Genomic DNA, 23873 nt, shown 5'->3' on the forward strand with positions numbered 1-23873 from the left:
AAAGCTGACGCCTGCCCGTATCGTTCCTGTCCGCTGAGCCCATGATGTTACTTCCCTGACAGAGACTGTATGACGATGCCGGCAGCAATGCTGATACCGAGCAGCCAGCCAATGACCTTTAGCGTATTCTTCATATCGTGGTTCTCACGAAAGAGAACAACGAGTCCTAGCCCACCCGCAGCCCCGAGACCCGCCACTGTCGAGCCAAAGCTGATTGTACCCGCGATGTACAGCTGCGTGACCGCCACACTGGCAGCACAATTCGGGATGAGCCCGAGAAGGGCTACCAGAACAGGCTGAAAGACCGTGTGAGTCAGGAATACACGCGACAGGTTCTCCTGCCCGATGCGATTGATGAGCAACCCGATGACCAGCGATGTCACCAGAACAAACAGGATGATCTGAGCCGTCCGCTTCGTCGCGGACCACAGGATCTCCTTCCAGTCGATGCTGCCGGTCTCCTCACACGTACATGATGCACGGGTGCCATCGCAGGAACAGCTCTGCTCACCAATCCTCACTGCCTCCCGCTGAGCTTTCTGACGGTCCTGGCATTCCTGCGTACGCCTGTGATTTTCGGACCGCATGAATGCGTCCACGAGATATCCCCCTGCGATGGCAAGCAACACCTTGATGCCGATAAGGGGAAGCACAACGTGTGCCTTGTCCGGCTTCGAGAGAAGGATGGGGAGGGCTTCGTCAGATGTGGCAAGATACACGGCGACGATCGTGCCCATCGTGAGGAGTCGCTGCGTATACAATGCGCTTGCCATGACCGAGAAACCACACTGGGGGATGGCGCCCCCTACTGCTGCGACAAGAGGCCCGACATGCCCCGCTTTCTCGACAGCATCGACGATTCGCTGCTGCCACCTCGCCTCAACGTATTCCAGGACCAGGTAGACCCCAAACAGGATTGGCACCATGTTGAGGGTATCCTTGAGAGCATCCAGAATAACTTTCACCACAGGCCAACCTCCTCTCTACATGCAAATGACTTGCAGCAAGACAATCACAAGTATACTCGCGCGAGGACGACATCAACCCATAGACCATGATTTCGGCATCATCGGCCTCCAATTGGTGAGAAGTTGGCACCACCGGCAAGAACACTGCATCTCCATCCATCGGCGGGACCCATCCTATCCGTCGTTCCCGCGAAGGCGGGAACCCATCTTGAATTTGTTATCCCCCCGAGTGTGTTCGTCCAGCTCTCCGCGAAGGCGGGAACCCATTCCTTGTCTCTTGGCAGTTGACGCAACTCCCTCCGCGCTGACGCTGCTGGTGGTATCGTCAAGAAAGAGACACGGCAACCGCAACAAGGCTATTGCCATCATGGGGAAGTTGACGAGTTCAAGCAGCGCTCCGTCACTGAAAACCGATCACTGATGGCGCAATGATCGCAGTATTGATGAGGTCGTGGTGGAGATAGGGGGATTGGTGGCACCTCACGACTCTCCGTCAATGCGCTAGTCAGTGCGCTTCAGATGCGGTCCTTCGAGACAACTCATACCCGGCAAGTGCAGATCGAACGGTCAGGCGCCAGTCAGAGGTAGGGGTGACAGTGGTCGTGTGGTGGACCACAGCAGTTCGAGTTGGAACCTTCTGCTCACGGAGTTGTCTACACTTAGCAAGATTGTTGAACATTCGACGAACCACGAGAACCGTGAGCTCCCAAGTGCTGCAGCACTAGAACACAGGCGAGGATAGCTCTCTCTGTCCACAATCCCGGGAGTGTCCTCCCCGTGCTCAAGTACCCAAGTCTCTAGAACTACTACTGTACTACTGCAGTCTTCTCACTATGGCAATCACTCCGTGCTTCTCGAGGAAAATCGCCTGAGGATCTTCGCCCGCACCCCTTACACCTCTCACATTCGCAAGAGGACCGCGAGCACTCGGGTCGCAAGACGCCGCAGCCGAGACTACAGAGGTTCTTGTCCGCGTGTTTGACGCGCAAGTCTCGCATCGCGAGCACCATGTGCCGTGCCGAGGTTGTGGCTCACGGTCAGGAGTAGACCTAGCGCGCCCGGAACAAGCGTCCACTCAACCTCGCCGTCGCGAGCGCTTCCGAGAAACTGTCCAGAGAATCGAATTCGTCCATATGGTGGCAGAGCACGCGGATGGTGAGTCTGACGCAGTTCTCCATCTCGCGCACGTCGGAAAGGGACAGAGTTTCCACGGCTCGACCATGTGCAACGTCTGAACGCTTGTCGTATAACTTCTTGATTCGCGCCGAGATATGTTTCCGTTCTGCCACATTTCGGGAGATGACCATTGCTGTTCCCTCGGCTACTGCCGACCTCACGGGAGAGGCTCCGTAGGAGAAGAGAGTCTCCAAGGCAACGGTCAGGGCGAGTATCCGCGAGCTGTTGTCAGGCTGGTCCAGAGAGACATCCGCCCAGTGAAGTACCTGGAGCAGAACACTGTGGAATGATCCGCCGGGGAGTCCCCGACCGCTTTCCGACTCCTCATACAAGGCAGACAGGACGAAGACCCCGGCTTTCCGCATACCGGCCCTGTCGGGAGGTTTGATCGTCCAGGAACGGCTTTTCCCGGTGCGTGCCCAGCTTGACTGGATGAATCCCTCTTCTGGAATGATAAGACAGTGCGTGGACTGGACCGAGCCGATGCCAATCGCCATCTCGTTCCCATCAGAGCGGAGAGACATGCAGCCATAGCGCAGAAGCGTACAGACTCGGTGCGCCATCCCAAGTGAGAGCTCCTCTGCCCGTATTGGCTCTGCAGCATGTGTCGACCACAACACCGTCTTTCCCACGAAGTCGTTAAGATCAGGCGCCATCGCGTCGGCAACACTTCTCCTAAGCTGTGGTTTCGTAATGACGGAGCGAGCATACTCCCGGTACTGCCTCAGTAGGCGGCTGCGATCCCGTTTGGTGAAGCGCGCAACCTTGCCCCCAGCAAGTGCAAGAGGCGTTGTTCTTGGCGGGAGTTCAATACCGGTGAGCTCTCGAAGTACTGTCTGCTCTGGTGGCGGGACAGAAAGGGTCTGAAGGATCCCGTGAAGCTCGGCTTCGGCAGTCTCGACTGTTGCCTGTCCATCGACAAGGCGGGCGACTGATCGGCTCACCATCGTGCCCACTGCGGACAAAGAGAAGTGCTCCTCTGCACCGCTATGCATCAATAGTCGCCAGGGGAAACGTCTGTAGCTGTCGATAGCCTCGGGCCCAACCTCATAGGATTCCCGGTCTATCATGAAGCACCCTGAGCCGAATCGGAATTGTGCTCGCTTCGTGGCGTTCACGATTCTCAGGAGCTCAGTCGCCAAACCGGCCTCATTGTCCTTCACGAGTCCTCCTCAGCAACGCCGCCGTCAGGAGCGGGCGTGAAATCCTTTGGTACTCACACATCCGCAGCGCAGTGTGTTCCGCGGTGACTGCTGCCGAAACCTGACAAGCCATGTTGATAGACTCTCGCGTCTGGAGGGTCGCCTTCACGCAATCTGAGGCGAACGCTCTCAACGCCTGGCATCCGGTGCGCCCTTCTCGCATCGCGCGAACCTGCGATGGTCAAGGATGACTCCGAACTTACAGGGAATGACGGCGAGTCCTCTCTGGTCGCAACTACCCTGGTGGCAGTCGCGCGACCCAGATGCTTCTCTCTCCTGGTCTCCTTCAGCGCGCAGTGCTCTTCCGGTATTCCTCGGCTCCATTGAGGGGAAGGATGCCCTTCTTGAGGGCCTGTACGTATGATGCCTCGTTGAGTACCCACGTGAACCACCAGTGCCTCCAGCCAAGAGCTAATCAGGGCCAGCATGGGCAGGTTTGGCACAGTCCCAGCCGAGCCATGCGTGAGAAAAGCGGGCTCTTCCTGAGCATGAGAGGTTGAAGAGACATTGCTTCCATCTCTAGCGTGCATCCATTCCTTGATAGTTCTGATAGTCTGCTCTGCCAGGAAATCCTTGAGCTCGACCGACTTGGCGCGTCCAAGCGCCAAGTAGCTCTTCCGGCAATCCACTTCCCAAGTCGGTCAAGTTCGGCATGTACATTGTTCCGTCGGTCTCTCTGGCTGTACCTGACATCGTTACCTCCTATGGTTGTCTAGAGCCCCCACGGAGCCGCAGGCGCTTGACTAGGCTGTTGCTGCACCGCGTAAGAACTCACGATACTTCATTTTGACGAGAACGAGAACCTGTGCAACTCACTGAGAGCCTTCTACGCGAAACCTTTTCAACTTGCTCCAATGTCAAGGGGCGTCGAATGCAGCCCGCCACGATCAAGAGCGTCGTTGCGGGAGTCGTGCCCAGAGAATGAGCCTGCTACATGTACGCGGCACGACCCAGGGTCATTGGGCGTCATTGTCATCCTCGTTCCTCGTGGCCCACTTGTCAATCCGCTCCGCCTGCGCTTCTAGCTCTGAGCGGATACTGCGTGCCCAACGCTGAACGACCGCATTTGTGCTTGTCTCAAGCTGTCTGTAGAGATCGGCCACCAGCTTGGCCGACCGTCCTCGAGATACCCAGCCTAGGATGTCACGGAGACGGTTGCCCACGATGGCCTGCACGACAGTGTTTTGTCCATATGTGTCCACCACATACCTGGCAACCTCATTCCACGTGTACCCATCGCTCTCGGACTTCCTCACACCAATGGGCAGAAGGTCCAGTAGGAACAGAGGAGCATGTTCCTGGTCAGCGCCACACCACTCGCGGGCTTCCTGGAGCGTGATCTGGGAAAACCCAGTCTCCAAGTCGCTGTCATCCCTCTCGCGGCTAGCGAAGGCAATCCGGGCTCTCGTCGCAGCGGGGAGTCCTCGCTTTGCCACGCTCTCCTGTACCAGCGCCCACACTGTTGGCCAGTACTCTTTGAGGAGGACCGGAGCAGCCTCATCCACGTCGTGGTCACTTCGTTCGGAATCCTCAGGCTCCGTGCCAGAGTCGGAAAGAAGCTGCGAGACTAGGTCTGTCGCGAGTTCCTGGTCATCTTGCTCGTGCAGAAGCCAGATCACAGAACGGTTCCACCAGAACCAGTCAAGGTGCTGCCCCGTTCGCAGACTACCCATTAGCCTATGATCCATGAGCAAGGCCTTCAGAGCGAGTCGCACTTCAAGAGGAGGCTTTTCGTCGTGGGCAGAGGCGTAGTTGCAGAGAAGTGAAAGACTGAGATTGAGGGCTTCGGGGGTTCCAAGGGAACGAACGGACGCTGCCATGGTTGCCAAGTCGTCGGGCTCAAGTCCCTTCAGCACGTACTGGTATGTCAAGCGGCGCAAGCTCGAGACCTTGATGTCTCCTTCCTCCGCAGCGTGCATGCATCGCTGCAGAGACCTGTAGCCCGGTTCTGACCACAATGTAGTGTCCACCAGGAAGGGGAGTAGTGCACCATCGTCGCGCATCCTGTCGAGAACCAGTTCGACCCGGTCGGTGTCTTGTGTCCGCAGCGATGCCAGCAAACCGCCCATTACACCGACGTTCACTTTTTCCACTGGTTGGCTGAGTAGGGGAATCGTATCCAGTAACCTATCCACGATGACCCACGGATCTCTGAGAGCTGTGCCAAGCTTGCTACCGAACACGATACTTGGCCCTGGACTGTCTGTCGACTCGAGAAGAAGGGGTATGGCACTGGTCAGTTCGCTGCCATGATCGTTGCAGTACGCTGCTAGATCGGTCAGGCTATTGTCCACTGAGTTCTGCAAGTCTGTGCTCCTAAGGTACTCTGGGCCTCCGAGGACCTCGGTGCGTATTCGCTCGTCAAGCGACGTCGGTTCCATGTCCCGCAACCAAGACTCTAGTCTGGGCTTGTCAAATTCCCGTGGACTGTCCAGCAATTCAATGACCCTGTTGCGCAGTGCAGGCAAGTGCTCCCGGGCATCCTCTATGATTGCCCTCACGATTGGCTCGGCAATCTCCTGGAACCCGTTCTCAACAAGCTCGGGTACTTTGTCGACGAGACCAGTAGCTGCTGCATCCCGAACTGCTATCTCCTTTGATCGCAACGAATCGTTCAGCCGAATCGTGATCTCATGCCAGTAGCTGTTGATTTCATCTCGTGACCGTGGCCAGTAGTCAAATTGTGGACGACGACCCCCTTGGTTCAGTATCTCCATGCTCCCGACAATCTGCCCTGTTGTCAGGGCATTGCACAACGCCGTGACTCCGAGCACCCTGCACGCCTCGAACGGGCTGCCTGTAGCACCATCCAATACCGACAGACGGTCCAGAAGAGGCGTCTGCGTGCCAGGAAGGACCCACCGAAAGAGGTCAGCGTACTGCTCAGCCACCTGGTGACGATGCGATGTCGTGTCGCCCGCAGCAAAAACAAGGAACACGGGTGCAACCAAGTCAAAGCACTGAGGCCACCAACAGAGCTTGGCCATGGCCTCGACCAGTGCTCCAGTCGACTCCATAGCATCACGCGCCTTCTCAGGAGTGAAGGAAGCGAATGCATGTGAAAGAGATCGGGCAGCTGCCAACGGATTGCACTCCGCAACCGCCGAGAGCAAACGTGCACCGCTATCCGTGGTCAGGTAGGCGCTGTCAGAGAGCAGACCGCTCCGATCGCAGAACTTCTCGATTGCTTGCGTGGCTTTCCCAAAGAAGCACAGTCGACTGAGGCGCTCACAAAACGAAACTCGGAGGTCATCCGGTAGTTGGTCCATCAGACCAAGAGTCGAGGGAAGTTCTTTCTGTCGCCACCACTCGTAGGCGAGTCTGTCTGCCAGAAGATCCTGAGAGACAATCGCGTAGCCGTATTGCTTCTTGGCGTACCCTTTAGTCGTGAGTGTCTCGATTGCCTCAAGGAAGACGTCGGCGTTCGTGTCATGACAGAAGACCTTGGCAACATGCTCTGACTCGGCCTTAAGGGAATCGCGATATCCAACGCGACTGAACAGACTCAGGGCATTCAAGCATGACTTCTCGTTGTCCGAGAGCAGGGCAACGTGCGCCCTCATCGTTTCTACAGGCGAGTGGTCCATCAGTGCTTGTACGTTGTAGTCTCCTTCACCTAGCTGCACCGCAATCGTACACGCGATTCCAGGAAGGCCCTGTGCTTGCCGTATCGCGAATTCGACGTCTATGTAGGTCAAACTCGGAGCACAGTCGACCACAATCTGCTTCACTGCGTCGTCTGGCATCCGACCAAGGACCAAGGTAGTCTGCTGCGGCAGGTCACACGACGGCACTGACACTGTTACAAGGGTCACCCGAGTTGAGCTGTCAACTACTTCCTGTGCCAGCCATGAGCGCTCAGACTCGCCGCAGTTGTCAACAATGAACGCGCATGAAACGTCCAGTGATTTGACCCAGGACCACGCGTACCGAACCGAATCCACTCCGCCCCCCTTCTCATCGATGTACAATACAGAGCGGCTCGGAGTAGTCCGAGACTGGTCATCGTCATCCCCAGGCCGAAGCGCTTCTACGAGCATGCGGGTTCTGCCTACCCCCGGCAGTCCCACTATTTTCCATACCTTATGTTGCATGAGTTGCTGCCTAAGGAGAGCGATCATGGTCGTTTCGTCGGTCGATGCATGGAAAGGGTTGGCGTACTTGTGATCCCGTGACATGAGGTCCCATGTCAGGAGACCATCTGGCGGCTGCCTTCGCAGCCAGGACAGCACTTGGACTACAGCGCTTGGGAATCGATTCACCCATGAAGCGAGCACTCCGGCGTCCCAGATCAATATCCTGTTCTTGCGTGGCAAGGTCGGGTCTTTCCTCGCGATCTGGTCTACCATCGCGGCTATCCGCTTGCTTCGATCCTGGTCCGTCCAGTCGAGAGCCACCACAAGGACGTATTTCCCTCCTCGACGCAGAGTGTCTCGCACTCCAGGCCTTATGAGACCGTTCTTCGGGGACAGCAATTCGACGCTGCATTGAGTCGGCCCGAACTTCTTGCAGGCTTTGCACTGGAAGACCACATCTGTGCCCGGGAACCAATCAGGGATGGCTTCCGGCTTGGCACTCCAGGATATGGAGGCGTCAACGCCGCCATCTGCCGCCTTCGTATCAGCGTTGACATGCCAGCAGCCAAGAGGAACACCCATAAGCAGAGCTGAGTTGTCCAGCAGGATCTTGAGCAACTGAGGCAGTTGCTGCTCAGAGAGCCCCGTTATGTCCTCAGCTTTCACGCCGATCAGAGCGTTGTCAGCTTGTATGTTTCCCATTCTCCCTTCCCGACATGTACTGGCCATCGTCCCGAGCCACCTATTGAAGTGTAGGCGGGACCGGCGAATGACGCAAGACGTCAAGCAGAACGTGAACGACGCGTTCAGCAGCTGTGTGTTCGAAGGTGTGTGTTTTTGCGGCGGTTCTCGCCTTAGTTCGTGTCCAAGGCGAGCCCACGTATTGATGTCGCCTAGTGGGTTTCCACCGATGCCCCGTTCGCACGGTTCTTGCTGTTCGTCAGGGAAGTGATTACGGCACGCGCTCCGACACTCGACATGCGGTACAGGTAGCCCAATCAAGTATCTGCCTCGGCGTGGCTTGGCCACTGCATCGATGACAGACTGTCGACTCGTGTCCGGGTTTTGCCGCGCAGTGCTATACTCAAAATGGTTTCCAACCTACCGAGGGGGCACGATGAACCACAACGGCAACAACATTGAATCCCGCCTGTGGGTAGCAGCCGATGAGCTTCGGGCCAACTCCAGGCTGAAGTCATCGGAATATGCCGTCCCGGTGTTGGGGCTGGTCTTTCTTCGCTATGCCGACCACAAGTTCCAGGCGGCGGCGCAGGAACTGGCCGGTCAAGGCGGCGGGCGGCGGAAGGTTGGACCGGTGGACTATCAGGCAAAGGGCGTGCTCTATCTGCCCGACGCGGCACGCTTCTCGGTGCTGATCCAACTGCCGGAAGGGACCAACATCGGCGCGGCCATCAACGATGCCATGCGCGCCATCGAAGCGGAGAACCCCGACCTCAAGGACGTACTGCCCAAGACCTACAACCGCTTTGACAACGCCCTGCTCAAGGAATTGCTCAAGGCCATGAATTCCATCCCCACGGACATTGAGGGCGACGCCTTCGGCAAGATCTACGAATACTTCCTTGGCCAATTCGCCATGAGTGAGGGCCAGAAGGGCGGCGAGTTCTTCACTCCCACCCCTATTGTCCAGCTGATCGTCAGCATCATCGAACCATTCCATGGTCTCCTCTTCGACCCAGCTACCGGTTCTGGCGGCATGTTTGTGCAGAGCGGCCGCTTCGTCGAGGAACGCAAAAAGAACCCTGGTGCCGAACTAAGCATCTATGGCCAGGAGAAGGTGGCCGAAACCGTTCGTTTGGCCAAGATGAACTTGGCTGTGCATGGCCTGGCCGGTGACATCAGGGATGGCAACACTTACTACGAAGACCTGCACCACTCCACCGGCAAATTCGACTTCGTCATGGCCAATCCACCCTTCAACGTCGACCGTGTGGACAAGGACCGGCTCAAGGACGACCCACGCTTTCCTTTCGGCCTGCCCCGCGCCGACAACGCCAACTACCTCTGGATCCAGCTGTTCTACAGCGCCCTTAATGGCACCGGTCGCGCCGGGTTCGTCATGGCCAACTCCGCCGCCGACGCCCGCAACTCGGAACTGGACATCCGCAGGCAACTGATCGAAGCCCATGCCGTGGATGTGATGGTGGCGGTCGGTCCCAACTTCTTCTACACCGTGGTCCTGCCCTGCACCCTCTGGTTCTTCGACCGGGGGAAGCGCAAGACCGCCCGCGCCGACAAGGTACTCTTCATTGATGCCCGCCACCTCTACCGCCAAATCGATCGCGCTCACCGCGACTGGACCCCAGCGCAGGTTGAGTTCCTGGCCAACATCGCCCGACTCTACCGTGGCGAGGCCGCGGAGAACCTGCACGACAGCGCTGAACTGCTGACCGAACACTTCGGCAAGAAGCCCAAATATGCTGATGTGGCAGGCCTGTGCAAGGTGGCGACACTGGCTGAGATCGAAGCTCAAGGGTGGAGTCTCAACCCCGGCCGCTATGTGGGCGTGGCCGCTCGCGAGGAGGAGGACTTTGACTTCAAGGAGCGACTGGAGGAGCAGAACGAAGAACTGGAGGCCCTCAACGTCGAGGCCCGGGAACTGGAAGAGCGGATTGCAGAGAACGTCGTCAAGCTGTTGAGCGAGGGATGATGACCTGGCCCGAAGTCCAATTCGAGACGCTGTTCTCAGAACCTCAACGCAACGGGCTCTACAAGGAGAAGCAGTTCCATGGTTCCGGTGCGAAAATCGTCAACATGGGGGAGCTGTTCGCATATCGCTTCCTAGGGTCCCAGGACATGCAACGCGTTCAGATAAGTGATACCGAATACCGGCGCTTTGGTCTGCAAGATGGCGACCTTCTCTTTGCACGTCGTAGCCTCATAGAGTCCGGCGCTGGGAAATGTGTCATAGTCGAGGGTGTGAAGGAAGAAATGGTCTTTGAGTCGTCTTTAATCCGAGTGCGATTAGCCCAAGAGAGGTGTTCTAGTCGCTTCTATCTGTACTACTTCTCCTGTCCCCCAGGACGCTCGCGGGTTGAGGCGATCATTACAGGGGCTGCTCAAAAGGGCATTCGAGGGACTGACCTGGCACGAATCATTGTTCATCTCCCCCCTCTCGCCACGCAACAGAAAATCGCGGCGATTCTCTCGGCCTATGATGACCTGATCGAGAACAACCTGCAGCGGATCAAGATTCTGGAAGAGATGGCGCAGAACCTCTACCGCGAGTGGTTTGCCAGGTTCCGCTTCCTCGGCCACCAGCACGCCCGCTTCGTCGACTCCCCCCTTGGCAGGATTCCAGAGGCGTGGGAGGTTGTGCCCTTGGGCAAACTTACAGAACTAAGGAAGGACAAGTTCAAGGAGGCACTGCATTCGGAGTGCCCTCTCTTGGACTTAGCGAAGATGCAACAGCAAACACTTTCTGTGGGCGAAACGGGGAATCCTAGCGAACTTACAACATCACGTATCGTTTTCGAGGAAGACGACATCCTGTTCGGCTCCATTCGACCTTATCTCCACAAAGTTGCTCTCGCCCCCTGTCGAGGTGTCACGAACGTATCGGTGCTGGTTGTTCGGTCTGCTGAGAAGACTCTGCAATCGTTTCTTGCCGTGCTCTTATCTTCGATAGACGCAATTCGCTGGGCTGACCAGCACAGCACGGGAACCAAAATGCCCGTCATCAAATGGGAAGTATTGCGGACGATGCCCGTGCTGCTACCATCGCAGGCTGTTCTTGGATCCTTTGAGACTTCTGTTCAGCCAATGCTGCAGACTGTAAAGATGGCATCTTCGCGCAACCAGAATCTCCGCCGCACCCGCGACCTGCTGCTGCCCCGGCTTATCTCCGGCGAGGTGGACGTGTCGGAACTGGACATCGCCGTTCCCGACCAGGCTGGAGCTTGAGAGCTGTGGTAATAATATTTCCGGATTCTCACAACGAGTCCCCGAGGCCTCTCGAAGGGAGTTGACGGGGTGTGCAGGCATAGGCAAAGCAGCAGGTGAACATTAGCGGAGGCACATGAAGTGAAACCAGAGGAATGGCGGAAGGTCGAGAGTATCGTGGAACATGGTTCTCGTAATGCTGGCGAGCTCGCCCAGGCACTGAAGGATGGAGGATTCCGTTTTTCAGCGAGTGACCTCAAAGCCTTCGGGGCTCTCATGGCTCGACGCGATGGACGCTATAGCGATTTCTTCTCAGCTCCCGCCTGGCTGACTGAAGTATTTCTTGCCCTTGCCGATGGGCACGCATATGACACGATGTGCGATCCGTGGGCGGGCATAGGACTCTTGATTGGCGCGATGCAGGAGACCGTCCGGGCAAGAACCGTCCTTGCTCTTGTGCCCAACACTTCGCAGGGTTCACTTGGTCAGGTTCTAGTGCCAGACGTTCAGTGGCACATAGGGCGACCCGTTGAGTTGCTCTCCTCTGAGGCCAAAGAGATCGACTTGGCTGTCAGCTTGCTGCCGTGGAACGCGCGAGTACTGGACCCATTAACCATAAGATGCACGGGCGGTGACGATGTCACTGTGAAAGGCGACGTTGGAGAACAGGTTTTGGCTCTTGCATCGAAGAGACTAAGTGCGACAGGAATGGGCCTCTTCGTCGTAGCCCAATCTTTTTTTGCGTCCTCGAGCTCGGTCTTTCGGCAGTTTACTGCTCTTGGCCTTGGAGTGGAAGCGGCGCTGGCCCTACCCTCTGAAACGTTTCCACCCCACACAGACATGCCTTCGTACCTCATAATCGTCCGTAATCATGCCACTTCCGATCTGTTTGTTGCTCAACTCTCAAGTGACGTGAAGTCAAACCGCGAGGTGCTCTCTAACTTTGCCAGCCATGAGGAAGGCAGCTCTTTGGAGCTCGGACGATTCGTGGACTCGCTCTCGTTCAGAGGCCTGGACCAGATTCGCCAGCACGAGAGAATCAAGGAGGCAGAGCGTCTGTTCGGAGGGTCAGCGGTTTCTCTGAAGGAACTGGCATCTGCAATCAACTTGGGTCGCGGCCGCAACGACTTTCAGTTCGGGCGACAGGAAGACGCAGTGTATGTTCCGCTTATTGGCATGAGCGACGTCGTCGAATCGCTCGACGGATTGACGTTGAAGCCTCAGAACTATGCACAGATCGTCATGCGTTCTGGAGTTGCGGACGTTGAGTTCTTGGCCCGGTTCCTGAATTCGGAGTTTGGCAGAGAGATCCGGCGCCTGAGCAAGTCAGGAACCGTCATTCCCAAGCTTACCAAGAAGACTCTCATGGAACTCCCCATTATCCTGCCAAGCGTTCAGGTACAGCAAGCTGTGGTTGATGTGGAGGAACATATCGCCGTCCAGAGGAACACGCTTCTGGGCTTGCAGAACGAACTTGCCCAGTTTGAGCGTGACCTTTGGGCGAACCCTCAGTCCGCTGGGGCAGTCGGTCAACGCGTGTCCGTTCTCTCGAAGAAACTCTCTGGGGGTCCTCTTGAATACGCGGTGGCAGGTCTCGATCAGTGGATAGAAACCGTTCCATTCCCGCTTGCTTCCATTTTGCGTGCGTGGCAAGCAACATCAACCAGTAACTTTAAGACCAAGTGCGAGCACTTGCTGCACTTCTTCGAGGCAACCGCTGAGTTCGTCAGCATGATCCTCATGAGTGCGTTCAGTTCAAACGGACCTCTCTTTGAGCAGCACCTGCAGAAGCTGACTAGGGCGATGCGGGAGCAAGGCCTGGGCTTCAAGATGGCCACCTTCGGAACGTGGAAGTGCTCAGTAGAGTACTTTGGGGCACGGACTCGGGACCTTCTAGGGGGCGAAGGTCGCAACGGATCGTTGTTCGCGGAGGTATTCTCGGACCTGCCAGTCTCGCTTCTTAAGGCTCTGAGCAACGTGGAGCTTGTACCCGTCCTGTCCAGAACAAACAAAATACGCAATGATTGGCGTCACGGTGGGGTCCTTGGACAGGAAGAGGCCAGACGGCTGCACGAGCAGCTCCTGGGTGACGTCCAGAAGCTCCGGGAATGCATGGCTGATGCATGGACTGGCACGCAGTTGATAAGATCGCTCAGTTGCGTGATGCGGAACGGGGTCTATGACAACGACGTAGCGGTTCTGATGGGCAGCAACAGCGAATTCCTGCAGGCCTCGAAGGCCACGTCAACTTGTCTGGACACCGAGCTCATCTACCTGGTAAGTGAGGGATCGCCGCGAGCTTTGCAGTTGCTTCCGCTAATGCAGATTGGACCCTCTCCCGAGTCGGCGAAGAATGCGTGCTACTTCTACAACCGACTAGATAAAGACAAGCGAAATGCGAGGTTCGTCTCGTACCACTTCGTGGAGCAGCCGGAGCGAAGCACTCCAAGCAGTGGGCTAACAGCGCTAGACGACTTGTGGAAGGAAAACGGCGTAGACGCGGGAGCAGACACATGAGTCCCGCAGGCTACACAGAAGACGCGCTCGTGGAGCGTCCGGCAATCGACCTGCTAGCAGAATTGGGGTGGGAGACGGTCAATGCCTATCACGAGTTCGATCACGGTACGAGCACACTGGGCCGTGAAACCCGTTCCGACGTCATCCTCACGGCTCGATTAAGACCAGCTTTGCAGCGGCTTAACCCAGAGACTCCGACCGAGGCCATTGACCAGGCTATCGAACAGCTGACTCATGACCGGTCCCGCATGAGCATGGCAGGCGCCAACCGCGAGATCTACAACCTTCTGAAGAATGGTGTGCGGGTCACTGTGCCTGATCCTGAGGGTGACGGAGAGATAGTCCAGGTTGTTCGGGTCGTAGATTGGGAGAGTTCGAGGAACAACGATTTCCTCTTCTGTTCACAGCTCTGGGTCACAGGCGACATGTACACTCGCCGAGCCGACCTGATCGGTTTCGTCAATGGTCTTCCACTGGTATTCGTCGAACTGAAAGCCGCACACTGTCGCTTGGAGGCTGCTTTCACGAGCAATCTGCGCGACTACAAGGACACGATCCCGCAACTCTTCTGGCCCAACGCTCTGATTATCCTTTCCAACGGCAGTGAGAGCCGCCTAGGCAGTGTAACGGCTGGCTGGGAACACTTCGCCGAATGGAAGAAGATCGGCAGTGAGGATGAGCCGGGAAAAGTCTCGCTGGAGACCATGTTGCGTGGCGTCTGCGAACCTACGCGGCTGCTGGACATAGTAGAGAACTTCACCCTGTTTCAGGAAGGTCAGGGCGGGTTGATCAAACTGATCCCCAAGAATCACCAATACCTGGGAGTCAACAACGCACTAAAAGCGCTGACAAAGGTCCGTGAATGTCAGGGCAAACTCGGAGTCTTCTGGCACACGCAGGGTAGTGGCAAGAGCGTAGAGATGATCTTCTTTGCTCAGAAAGTGCTGCGCAAGATACCAGGGAACTGGACGTTCGTGGTTGTTACCGACCGCCAGGAGCTGGATGGGCAGATCTACAAGAACTTCGCTTCCACCGGGGCAGTAACCGAGGCTGAAGCACAAGCACGAAGCAGTAAGCACCTGCGGCAACTGCTCAGCGAGGACCACCGCTACGTCTTCACCCTGATTCACAAATTCCAGACGGAGCAGGGCGAGCCACACCCAGTGCTTTCCAACCGCAGTGACATCATCGTCATGGTCGACGAAGCTCATCGCAGCCAGTACGACACGCTGGCGATGAACATGCGGAGAGCCTTGCCCAACGCTGCTTTCCTGGCATTCACTGGCACCCCGCTGATCGTTGGCGAGGAGAAGACCCGGGAGGTATTTGGCGACTACGTTAGCGTATACAACTTCCACCAATCGGTCGTCGATCATACCACGGTGGCTCTGTACTACGAGAATCGCATTCCGGAACTCCAGCTGGTCAACGACAACCTCAATGAAGACATGGAGCAGTTGTTGGAGGAAGCGGAGCTCGATGACGCTCAGGAAAAGGCGGTGGAACGAGAGTTCGCTCGTGAGTACCACCTCATTACCCGCGATGATCGGCTCGAGGCAGTAGCGAAGGACATCGTGAAGCATTTCACCGAGCGAGGCTGGCAGGGCAAGGGGATGGTTGTCTCAATTGACAAGGCCACGGCCATCCGCATGTATGACAAGGTGAAGAAGCACTGGGCGGCGAGAATCGTGGAATTGCAGGCGCAGCGCGCCGTGACAAACGAAGACGCCGTTCAAGAAATCGAAGAGCGCATTGCACAGATGCAGGAGACTGACATGGCAGTGGTTGTCTCTCAAGGCCAGAACGAGATTGCCGACATGGCCGGGAAGGGATTGGATATCCGTCCACACCGCAGGCGCATGGTTAGCGAAGATCTCGAGACGAAATTCAAGGATCCGGACGATCCGTTCCGGCTGGTGTTTGTCTGCGCAATGTGGATGACCGGCTTCGATGTGCCGAACTGTTCGACCATCTACCTCGACAAGCCGATGCGGAATCATACGCTGATGCAGACGATCGCACGGGCAAACCGCGTCTACGGAGACAAAGAGAGCGGCCTCATCGTCGACTATGTCGGAGTCTTCCGCAACCTGCAGGCTGCTCTTGCGATTTATGGCGCGGGCAAAGGGGAGTATACCCCCGTGGAGGACAAGTCCGTGCTGGTGGCTGCCTTGCGAAACGCACTTACAGAGGCCCGTGACCTGTGCCAGGGGCACGGAGTGAGCCTCACGGCTATCCAAAGTGCTCAAGGCTTCCCGCGGGTCGGTCTGCTCGATGATGCTGTCGAAGCATTGGTCACCTCTGAGGAAATCAAGCGTCGTTATCTTGATGCTGCGAACAACGTCCATCGTCTTCTCCAGGCTGTCTTGCCCGATCCATCTGCACAGGAGTTCGCCACGGAGGCAAATCCGATAGAAGTCATTGCGTACAAGATCCGGGCCCTGACACCGCCAGCGGACATTTCGGAGGTCATGGGCGACGTGGAGGATCTGCTTGACCGGTCAATCGATGCCGAGGGCTACGTGGTCAAGCCAGCCACACAGGGTGTGAGTGAGAGGCCCGTCGACTTGAGCCAACTCGACTTCGAGAAGTTGGCGGAGCAGTTCAAGACCGGGCACAAGCGTACCGTCAACGAGAAGTTAAAAGGTGTAGTGGCACAGAAACTCATGAGCATGGTGCGACTCAATCGCATGCGGATGGACTTCGTGAAGCGGTTCCAGGCGATGATCGACGAGTACAACGCCGGGAGTCTCAACGCCGAGGAATTCTTCCGTCAATTGGACGCTTTCAATAGAGATCTGAGTCAGGAAGAGCGGCGGGGTGTCAGCGAACAACTGAGCGAGGAAGAGCTGGCAGTCTTCGATCTCTTGACCAAGCCGGCCGTTGAGATGAGCGCTGCTGACCGCATCAAGGTGAAGGCGACTGCTCGGAAACTGCTGACTACGCTCAAAGACGCGAAACTCGTGCTTGATTGGCGAAAGAAGCAGCAATCCCGAGCCGCTGTACGGGTGACGATCGAGAAGATACTGGACACGGGTTTGCCAAAGGTCTACACCCCGGAGATGTTCGAGCAGAGGTCCTCCGCCGTGTTCCAGCACATCTACGAAGCCTACTATGGCGCCGGACGCAGTGTGTACACGACGCAGTAGTGAAGCAGCAGCATGAAGCCCCTTGCCCAAGCAAGAGGCAGGGAGATGTGAACTCCAGTTTCGGAGATCGAACCCTACCGGAGATAGCGCCAATACCCAACTGGATTCGTGCAGCGTCTTGCCAGCGCAGTTCGTTTGATCGCAAACGAGCGCGACGTCTGGCTGGGCAGAACGGTCAGCTTCGTGTGTGCATTGCTCACCTCTGGCCCCAGGCCCTCCCAGAGTTGCTTGAGGCCGTCACAGTACGAGTTCTCGGTTGCATCCTTGCGTCGATACTGCTCCGAGACCGCCCCCAGATATCTTTCCACCGATGCCCTGAACGTCATGATCCCTCCCTGAACCTTGCTGGTGTTTCTATGTAAAGTATTGTAGTCCTAAATGCAACAAGATGGACTCTCGCCTGCGCGGCAGAGCGCCACTCGCATTGCACCAACATGCTCGTGGAAAGCACCCCTCAGAAGCGTCCCTCTCATGGGAAGAAAGCGCTCGGGGGGAGTGACGGATCCGCCGCTGGGAAGGGCAGGTTCGAGACAAACTGGACTCCTGCCTTCGCGGGAGTGACGGATTGGTCGCTTGCGCGGTCTGTACGACCGAACGGTTTCGGATACAATGGACGTTACCGCTTCCGAGGCGGTGAAACGAGGGGCTCATGACGGAAAGCGAACAACTTGTACAGACAACGATAGGATCAGGAGGCGCCACCCTCTGTGCTGCCGATGGCGGGGAACTCGTATACAGGCTGACCGGCAGAGGAATCAGTGCGCTCCTCACAGCGGTGGAAGAGGAACGTGTAGTCAGTCACGGTCCTCTGGACTGGGGCGACAAACTGGTGGGACGGGCGGCTGCACTCCTGTTCACCCTCGTGCGTCCCCGGTCGGTATTCGCCCTGACGATGAGTACTGGTGCACAGGATGTTCTGCGCACGGCCGGCATTCCATTCACGTGTGATACTGTCATCCTCGATGTCCTCAACCGAACAGGCATAGGGCCATGTCCGATGGAAGCAGCGGTATCCGGTATCAATGAACCGCTTGTCGCCCTGGAAACCCTCAAGCAAGTAAGCCGTACACTATCAGATGCAGGACGCAACAACGCGCCCAGAAAGGGGAGTACATGAACAATCTGGTGGATCGTTTCCTGCACTATACGTCTTTCGATACCCAGTCGGACGAGACTTCGGTCACGTTTCCCAGCACCGAGAAACAGTTCGTTCTTGCCCATGAGCTGGACGAAGAGCTCAAATCACTTGGTCTGACAGACTCTTCTGGGAGCCGACGACAAGGCAGGCATTGCAGAGATCATGACTGCTGTCGAATACCTGCTGTCCCATCCCGAGGTGAAGCATGGAACCATCAAGATTGGGTTTACACCGGATGAGGAAGTTGGACAGGGTGTCGATCGCTTCGATGTAGCGAAGTTCGGGGCCAAGTATGCTTACACCCTCGACGGCGATGAACTCGGCAGTCTCGAATACGAGAATTTCAATGCCGCATCGGCAGAATTCGAGATCATTGGGAAAAGCATCCACCCTGGTACTGCAAAAGGCATCATGAAGAATGCGGCTCTCATAGCGGCAGAACTGACCACACTCTTCCCGTCCGACGAAACGCCTCGATCAACTGAGAAGTACGAGGGTTTCTTCCACCTGACCAGCATCAATGGTGTGTGCGAGAAAGCCAAAGCCAAGTATATCATCCGAGATCACGACAAACACCGTTTCGAGCAGCGCAAGAGCATGGCACATGCCATCTGCGACTTCCTGAACGCCAAGTATGGAGAGGACACCGTCACGGTTCACGTGCGCGATTCCTACTACAACATGCGCGAGGTTATCGAGCAGAACATGATCCTCGTCGACGTCGCCCGCGGTGTCATGGAGAAACTAGGCATAGCACCCCTCGTGAAGCCTGTTCGTGGTGGAACTGACGGCGCACGACTCAGCTACATGGGACTTCCCTGCCCCAACCTGTTCACCGGCGGCCGCAACTACCACGGTCCCCTCGAGTACATCGTCATCCAATCGATGGAGAAAGCTGTACAGGTCATCGTGGGCATTGCGGAAGCGTTTGCGAGTCGATCAGCGACTGCGTCGTGACCTGACAGACATCGTGCAGGACACAAAGGGGGTGTCCTATCAAGGGCACCCCTTTTGTGTCCTGCTTCCCGAACCTTGATCAGATACTCTTGCCGCGCAGCGCCGCCAGAACTTTGTCCGGCGTATATGGCGTACGGTGAAGGCGTATCCCCGTCGCATCAAAGATTGCATTGCCGATTGCAGGGATGGGACCGTTGATGCAAATCTCGGCCACCGATTTGGCACCCCATGGCCCAGTCGGCTCATAGGTGTCGACGAGAATGACCTCGGTCGGCGGCATGTCGCGGCGAGACAGAATCTTGTAGTCGAACAGCGAGGAATTGGTCATGTTGCCGTGGGATCCAAAATGGTACTCCTCGGTCAACGCAAATCCTATGCCATTTGCTATCGCGCCCATGATCTGCCCACGCACCAGGTCGGGGTTGATAGAAACGCCGCAGTCGACGGCTGCCACATACTTGAGAACCTCGACCTTTCCTATGAGCTCGTCCACTTCGATCTCCACAAAGTGTGCCGCAAAGGGCGGCGGAGAGTATGGGGACACGAACGACTGTGTCGTTGCAATCTGATGCTGATTGACTTCGTAGTAGGCACGATAGGCAATGTCAGACACAGAAACCTTCTTTCCGCTCCGCACCGACACCACGTTTCCATCCTCCATACGATAGAAGGACAGGATGGGGTCCGGCTGATCATTGTCCCATTCAACCTTGGGCTCTGCAATGACAAGTTGCTGGTTCAGCTCCTCCCCCAGTATCTCGGCTGCAACTGAGAAAATCTGGTTGCGCACTGCCTTGGCCGCTTTGACGACGGCGCCACCCGAGACAAACGTGGTCGAGGAGGCATAGGCCCCAACATCGAACGGCGTCAGGTCAGTGTCGCTGGAGAGGACACTGATCTTGTCCATGGTGACTCCCAGCACTTCAGCCGCCATCTGCGACAAAATGGTGTCGGAACCAGTGCCGATGTCCGTGGCCCCCATGGTCATGAAGTAGCTCCCGTCCTCGTTGAGCTTGATAGAGGCAGAAGCCATGTCGATAAGTGGGATGCCAGAGCCCTGCATATGCATCGACATTCCGACGCCACGGACCTTGTGACCGCTGCGCACACGCTTTCCCCGCTTCTCTTTCCATCCGATCGCCTCAGCTCCCAAGTCAAGCAGCGTAGGCAATGAACTGCTCTTAATCGTCTGGGCAACTCCCTGACGGCCTTCGCCGAGAGCCTCGAAGATTGGCGAACCTTCCCCGACCCTGATCATGTTCTTCTTCCGCAATTCGATGGGGTCCATGCCGAGTTTAGCAGCCAGATCGTCGATTGTACACTCGAGGGCAGCGTATCCCTGGGTCGCTCCGTAACCACGGTACGCTCCGGGGACAGGAAGGTTCGTATAGACTGCATCACCAAAGAACTGGACGTCAGTCGCCTTGTTGTAGAGCGGCAGCGTCTTGCTGCCGGTGTTCGACATGACCGTGAGGCTGTGACTGCCATAAGCCCCAGTGTTGCTGAGAACATACATCTTGAGAGCTCTGAAGTGGCCCTGCTTGTCACAGCCGATGCTCATGTCGATCTTCATCGGGTGACGGGTCCTGGCGGAGACGAACTCCTCTTTGCGAGTCAGCTCGATCTCGCACGGAAGCCCCGTTTTAATGGTTGCGTAGGCCACAAGGTCGTCAATGAGGATCTCCTGCTTGGTGCCATAACCACCGCCAATTCGAGGCTTGACGACACGCAACTTGCTCATGGGAAGGCCAAGAACCCTTGAGACAATGCGGCGTGCGTGCCAGGGGACCTGTGTGCTTGACACGATGACGATCTTCCCCATGTCATCCGTATAGGCGAATGCCGTATGCGTCTCCATCGGAGTGTGCTGAGCATAGTGCGTCTGGAACGTCTCAGAGATGGTTACCTCGGATTCCGCGAGGGCCCTTTCGACGTTCCCAACGTTGATGTCCACGTGTGCAGCAACATTGTGCGCCGAATCATAGGCACCCTTTGGATCTTCGGGATGCACGATCGGAGCTCCCGGCTTCATGGCATCGTCGGCGTCAAGAACAGCAGGCTCTTCCTTGAAGCTCACCTTGATAAGCCTGAGCGTCTGTTCTGCAATATCCTTGGAGTCCGCAAAGACAGCAGCCACGCGGTCACCCACGAAGCGCACGCGCTCCGTGAACATCTGGTTGTCGTAGGGCGAAGGCTCCGGCCAACCCTGTCCAGCCGTCGTGTAGAACGTACGCGGGGTATTCTTCCAAGTCAGTACGAGGCGGGCACCAGGCAGTGCCTCTGCAGCACTGGTATCGATCGAGGTAATAACACCATTCGCGATCGGACTGGTCAGAATCCTTCCATACAGACGGTTCGGAAAATCACGTGCCGCGATATCGTCCGTGTACATCGGGGCTCCGCTGGCCAGAGCGTAGCCATCAACCTTATCGACGGACTTGCCGACCACATGCGTCGCCGGATACGATCCCTCGGTCAGGTGACGGAAACCCTTTCTCTCGATGCTCATTTCTTGTCCCCCCTTCCGGAGCTGCGCGGCGGCATCGAGGACTGCCTCAACCTGCTGTTCGTATCCAGTGCAGCGACAGTAGTTGCTGTCCATCGCCAACCGTATTTCTTCTTCAGTGGGATCAGGATTTTCGTCCAGCAACGCCTTGGCAGATGTGATGGCGCCAGGCACGCAGTATCCACACTGGACAGCGCCATTCTTCACAAAGGAGTCCTGGAGAACGTGAGGGTGAGCCTGATCCCCTATGCCGCGTACGGTCGTCACGGCGTGTCCGTCAGCTTTGGCCGCCAGTGCCAGGCATGAAGCGACAGGACGCCCGTCCAGCAAGACGGTGCACGCGCCGCAGTCTCCCGAGTGACAGCTGCCCTTCACCTCGAGGTAGCCCTCGCGCCGCAAGACATCGAGCAGGACCTCGTCAGGCTGAACATCAAAGGAACGTTCAACGGTATTCACCGTTATCGAAATAGTCATTGTGCCACTCCCGTCATGTGCTCTTCCAGGTTTACGATAGCCGCCCGCACCAGCTCACGCCGGAACTCGCCCGTCGCACGAAGGTCAGTCCCGACCTCGACAAGGTCAGGAGCCATCTCCGCCAGTCTCGCGAACGTCTCATGCGACAACGACTTTCCGACAAGTTCTTCAGAGAGTCGAGGGTAGAGAGCGGCATGGCCCGGGCACCCAGCGAAGACCAGATTGGCCGCCGTCATGACCTTGCCGTCACAGCTGACAAGCGCTGAGAAGTGCAGCGTCGAAATATCCTGCTGGGTACGCGTGAATCGCCAGAGGAATCCCCTCGAGCCGGCATTCCCTGCCGGCAGCAGGACACCCTTGATGATCACCCCCAGCTGCTTCGCTTCGATGTAGTCAGAGAGAGGCATGATGCGCTCGACACCGTCAAACAGTCGCACCTGTGCACCCAGGGCAACGAGATGGGGCACAACGTCGTTCCACGGCTGGTTGCGCCCAATGACTCCGCCGACAGTGATCATATCCCGCAGGTTGTTATGAGCAATATGGCCCGCGCAGTAGGCGAGCGAACCGCCAGCGTACTGCCTGATGTCTGCGCTGCGACTGATCGTCGTGAGTGTGGTCTGAGAACCGATTTCGATCTCGTCGTGGGCTGTTGCAATGTAGTCGAGACCGCAGCGCGACAGATCGATCAGGGTCGTGATCTCCGGGTTCCGCCGAAGGACCAGTTCCACCCCACCGCCAACATACGCGGCAACAGGACCCAGCTGCTTCGCTCTGACGAAAGCATCCTCCAAAGATGTTGCATGATAGTACTGAGTAATTTTGCCCATGAGGGCCTCCTTGCAGACAATGCTGATATCCATAAATATTGTACCCTCGTGACTCGGCAAATGCAACATCCAAGCAGGCTGAGAGTCCAGCTTGGTCTCTGGCATCCAACGACAACCGACCTATACTGAACTCAACCTTGGGAGGTGGCAAGCGATGATGACAACCATCTGGAGATACGACCGCAGTGGCACTGCGATCAGGTGCGAGGACGAAGTCACGGAAGAACGCGCACTAACCATCTATGTGAACGGCACGCTGGCAGTGCGCCTCGCGAGCTCGGGCGAATTAGTCGATGCAGCCGCGGTCGGCCACGCTGTGTCTCAAGGCTGGGCCCGACCTACTCAGATCCTTGCCGTCACCGTGGAAGAACGCTCGGCGTTTCTTACCTTTTCCCCCGATGCTCCAGGACCGGATGCACCAACATCAATCGACATCGACTGCATTTCGGGAGACGTACTAACTGAAGATATCGCTGTCTCACCCGGATTTACCGTGTCGGCCTCCCGCCTTCAGGATCTGGCCGAGGAGATGCAACGCAGCGCTCTCCACTGGAGGACCACTGGAGGCGTCCATGCAGCCCTTATCGCACAGGGAGAGCATGTCTTCAGCTGTGAGGACATTAGTCGTCACACGGCACTGGACAAGGTCATCGGCCACGCTCTGATGCACGCCTGGAATGTCAGAGAGGCAGTCCTGATGGGAACGGGACGTATTCCAGCCCAGGCAGTTGCCCAGGCAGCCCGTGTCGGGATACCAGTACTGGCCTCGAGGAGTGCAACGACTGCTCAGGCAATTGCTCTTGCGGAAAGGGCTGGAATCACAGTCGTCGCATTTGTGCGAGCCGGACGTATGAATGTCTACTCACACCGGGAACGAGTGCTGCCCTAGAAGCTCTGCTCAAGGGATATCTACTATCCAGAGAGACCTCGGGCATAGAGCTTGCCCGACGCCACGTACATGATATCGTGTGTCGCCA

The 23873-nt window shown here is 56.9% G+C and carries 12 protein-coding genes and 1 pseudogene; 7 read left to right on the top strand and 6 right to left on the bottom strand.

Features of this window, described 5'->3' with window-relative positions; all coding sequences use genetic code 11:
- Positions 1 to 47 precede the first annotated feature (47 nt).
- The 3 genes from SMC1_RS08555 to SMC1_RS08565 all read right to left on the bottom strand — a co-directional run bounded on the left by SMC1_RS08555 (position 48) and on the right by SMC1_RS08565 (position 8124).
- A complete protein-coding gene (locus SMC1_RS08555; protein ID WP_119086365.1) occupies positions 48 to 968 on the bottom strand; it encodes a putative manganese transporter in 921 nt (306 codons plus the stop codon).
- Between the two features lie 1049 nt (positions 969 to 2017).
- On the bottom strand, positions 2018 to 3307 hold the full coding sequence (locus SMC1_RS08560) for a HEPN domain-containing protein (RefSeq protein WP_119086366.1): 1290 nt from the start codon (positions 3305 to 3307) through the stop codon (positions 2018 to 2020).
- Between the two features lie 995 nt (positions 3308 to 4302).
- Positions 4303 to 8124 (bottom strand): hypothetical protein, encoded by a 3822-nt coding sequence (locus SMC1_RS08565; protein WP_119086367.1) that lies wholly within the window; start codon positions 8122 to 8124, stop codon positions 4303 to 4305.
- A 415-nt stretch (positions 8125 to 8539) separates the two neighbouring features.
- Between SMC1_RS08565 and SMC1_RS08570 the strand changes: the two genes are divergently transcribed.
- From SMC1_RS08570 to SMC1_RS08585, 4 genes are all read left to right on the top strand, one after another.
- Complete coding sequence (locus SMC1_RS08570) at positions 8540 to 10093, top strand: type I restriction-modification system subunit M (RefSeq protein WP_119086368.1); 1554 nt, start codon at positions 8540 to 8542, stop codon at positions 10091 to 10093.
- The gene (locus SMC1_RS08575; protein ID WP_119086369.1) at positions 10090 to 11346 is read left to right on the top strand and encodes a restriction endonuclease subunit S; all 1257 of its coding nucleotides are present in this window, start codon (positions 10090 to 10092) and stop codon (positions 11344 to 11346) included. Before SMC1_RS08570 ends, SMC1_RS08575 begins: the two co-directional genes overlap by 4 nt.
- A 120-nt stretch (positions 11347 to 11466) precedes the next feature.
- The gene (locus SMC1_RS08580) at positions 11467 to 13842 is read left to right on the top strand and encodes a restriction endonuclease subunit S (RefSeq protein WP_119086370.1); all 2376 of its coding nucleotides are present in this window, start codon (positions 11467 to 11469) and stop codon (positions 13840 to 13842) included.
- Positions 13839 to 16991 carry a type I restriction endonuclease subunit R gene (locus SMC1_RS08585; RefSeq protein WP_119086371.1) on the top strand — a complete coding sequence of 1051 codons (3153 nt, stop codon included), beginning with the start codon at positions 13839 to 13841 and terminating at the stop codon, positions 16989 to 16991. The genes SMC1_RS08580 and SMC1_RS08585 overlap by 4 nt, the downstream gene beginning before the upstream one ends.
- Positions 16992 to 17065: 74 nt before the next feature.
- Here SMC1_RS08585 and SMC1_RS08590 read toward each other — a convergent pair whose 3' ends face one another.
- The gene (locus SMC1_RS08590) at positions 17066 to 17317 is read right to left on the bottom strand and encodes a hypothetical protein (RefSeq protein ID WP_119086372.1); all 252 of its coding nucleotides are present in this window, start codon (positions 17315 to 17317) and stop codon (positions 17066 to 17068) included.
- Positions 17318 to 17640: 323 nt separating this feature from the next.
- Between SMC1_RS08590 and SMC1_RS08595 the strand changes: the two genes are divergently transcribed.
- Positions 17641 to 18108, top strand: a complete 468-nt coding sequence (locus tag SMC1_RS08595; RefSeq protein WP_119086373.1) for a DUF1893 domain-containing protein — start codon at positions 17641 to 17643, stop codon at positions 18106 to 18108.
- Positions 18105 to 19086 (top strand): annotated as a pseudogene (gene pepT, locus SMC1_RS08600) (peptidase T). The gene SMC1_RS08595 and the pseudogene pepT overlap by 4 nt, the downstream one beginning before the upstream one ends.
- A gap of 79 nt (positions 19087 to 19165) precedes the next feature.
- Here the strand turns inward: pepT and SMC1_RS08605 are convergent.
- Positions 19166 to 22066: a molybdopterin-dependent oxidoreductase gene (locus SMC1_RS08605; protein WP_119086374.1), complete on the bottom strand. Its 2901-nt coding sequence runs from the start codon at positions 22064 to 22066 to the stop codon at positions 19166 to 19168.
- Positions 22063 to 22896, bottom strand: coding sequence for an FAD binding domain-containing protein (locus SMC1_RS08610; protein WP_165849377.1), 834 nt, complete (start codon positions 22894 to 22896; stop codon positions 22063 to 22065). The genes SMC1_RS08605 and SMC1_RS08610 overlap by 4 nt, the downstream gene beginning before the upstream one ends.
- 154 nt (positions 22897 to 23050) lie before the next feature.
- Between SMC1_RS08610 and fdhD the strand changes: the two genes are divergently transcribed.
- Positions 23051 to 23785: a formate dehydrogenase accessory sulfurtransferase FdhD gene (gene fdhD / locus SMC1_RS08615; RefSeq protein ID WP_119086376.1), complete on the top strand. Its 735-nt coding sequence runs from the start codon at positions 23051 to 23053 to the stop codon at positions 23783 to 23785.
- Positions 23786 to 23873: the final 88 nt, after the last annotated feature.

The organism is Candidatus Cryosericum septentrionale (assembly GCF_003570995.1).
GTDB classification, from domain to species: domain Bacteria; phylum Caldisericota; class Caldisericia; order Cryosericales; family Cryosericaceae; genus Cryosericum; species Cryosericum septentrionale.